This is a genomic window from Aphanothece microscopica RSMan92 (assembly GCF_046613545.2).
Classification (GTDB): Bacteria; Cyanobacteriota; Cyanobacteriia; order PCC-6307; family Cyanobiaceae; genus NIES-981.
Map to the genome: position 1 here is coordinate 1 of NZ_JBKKKY020000159.1, position 1,739 is coordinate 1,739.

The 1,739-nt window shown below is 55.5% G+C and carries 2 protein-coding genes; both read right to left on the bottom strand.

Annotated features, from left to right (window positions below; all coding sequences use genetic code 11):
* Window positions 1-103: 103 nt before the first annotated feature.
* Complete coding sequence (locus ACLD7X_RS16590) at window positions 104-670, bottom strand: MOSC domain-containing protein (protein WP_411424791.1); 567 nt, start codon at window positions 668-670, stop codon at window positions 104-106.
* A gap of 61 nt (window positions 671-731) precedes the next feature.
* Window positions 732-1,352 carry an HAD family hydrolase gene (locus ACLD7X_RS16595; protein ID WP_411424792.1) on the bottom strand — a complete coding sequence of 207 codons (621 nt, stop codon included), beginning with the start codon at window positions 1,350-1,352 and terminating at the stop codon, window positions 732-734.
* Between the last annotated feature and the right edge of the window lie 387 nt (window positions 1,353-1,739).

The following is a 1,739-nucleotide window of genomic DNA, read 5'->3' on the forward strand; positions in this document are numbered from 1 at the left end:
GCAGCCGGCGCCCATTCGTCATCCTCATTGGATGCAGAGAAACCTCGCAGCAGGATTAATCCTGGTTTGGAACGAATTCGAACGGGCAAACCCGGTCAGTTGCCTAAGTCCCCAGTTGGGGGGCCTTCCTGACAGTATCCCCCACAGCGAGACGGCCATCGCGGACGACGCGGCCATAGATGCCACGTAGGCGCAGCCGTTGTCCCTCACGAGTGTTAACGAAGACACAGGCGTCACGCCCATAGCGCTCGATGAAGCTGCCACATCCATTGTGTGGCGTATCGGTGATCTCGATGATGGCCGTGCCAATTGCCAGTTGCGTGCCGGGGGGCGTGTTGTCCGGTGTCAGGTCCGTATCGATGAATAGGTTGTCGCCTGCCGGCGCCCAGTTGCCGCGCTCCTGTGCAATCAGCGCAATGCAGCGGGCATTCATGATACAGATTTGGACGTCTGGGTGAGGCGAACCATCGTCAGTGGTTTTCCAGCACTCGCTCGCCCAATTGTCGCCATGAGTTCCCAGCTTCAGACTTACCTCGCAGCTTGCCAACTCGACCCGCTGGCCCGGCTCCGGGCGGATAACAATTGCGGCCAGAGTGCCATTGTTCTTTGGCGCTTGCAGGATTTCAGGCAGGCCCGCCTCAAGTTCTGCGAGGGTCAGGTGGCGCGGCATGGGCAAATTTCTTCGAACATTCGGCTCAAGGTGACCTCACTTTTTATACTCTGCTGCAGGACTAGGTCTTTGGTGCGTACCAAGCCAATACGGCGGGGTGGCTCGCAATCCCCCGAGCCACTGCCCTCAACTTGTCAAAGGTATCGAGTACCGTCGCCGGAACATCATCATGCACCGCAGGATCAGGTTTCATCGGCAGGCCGCTCTCCTCGGCATCGGCACCATCGATGACGACGTCAAAGAGTTCGGTGACCCTCGCACTCTCAAGCACCTGCTTGGCGTTACGGCTAGAGGAGAATATTCCAACGCGTATATCGTTCCGTCTGAGAACATCAATCAGTTCGAGCGCGTCGTCGAAGACGTCGATCCGGTTCCGTTCAAGCCACTCGCGAAAGCGCTCGTTCTTCCTGTTTCCGAGCCCTTTGACGGTATCGTCTCCTACGTCCGACGCATCACCTTCGGGCAGCCTGATGCCCCGGGACTTCAGAAAGGCGCGGACGCCCTCGTAGCGGGGAATGCCGTCCACATATGCCAGGTAGTCCTTACGCGTAAACGGTCGTGACTCCTGGGCTGCCTCGGGTAACCGTCGAAAAAACTCGTCGAATACCTCCTTCCAAGCCGCAAAGTGCGCGTCTGCGGTGTTCGTCACTACGCCATCCATGTCGAAGATGAAAGCTTGCAACGGAAGTGTCAATCAGCAGCCCCTTGCTTGATCGCGTTTCCTTCATAACGTCTGGAACCTAGGCGAAGTTCCATGCGTTGACTTCACTTTTGCTAATTTCCTCCAAACGGGTCAGCATCGAAATCACGATTGAGGGCCTTCGGAACATGTTCGATTGATTCATGGGTTTGTTCGAGATCAAGGATACTTGATGAAATACTATGATAGTTCTCGAATGGATATCAGGAATTTGACTTAGCGATGACAAAACGAGAGCCTGACATTGGACATATCGTTCGATTGAGTGGAGGTGTGGCGGACATTCGGTTCGAAGGCATGCTGCCTTCCATCACCACTCAATTGGTAACCTTGACTGATCCTGAGATCGTAATCGAGGTTGCAACACTG

Excerpts from the sequence above, each read along its gene's own strand:
- ACLD7X_RS16590 (WP_411424791.1), bottom strand. The coding sequence starts at position 670 with ATGCCGCGCCACCTGACCCTCGCAGAACTTGAGGCGGGCCTGCCTGAA.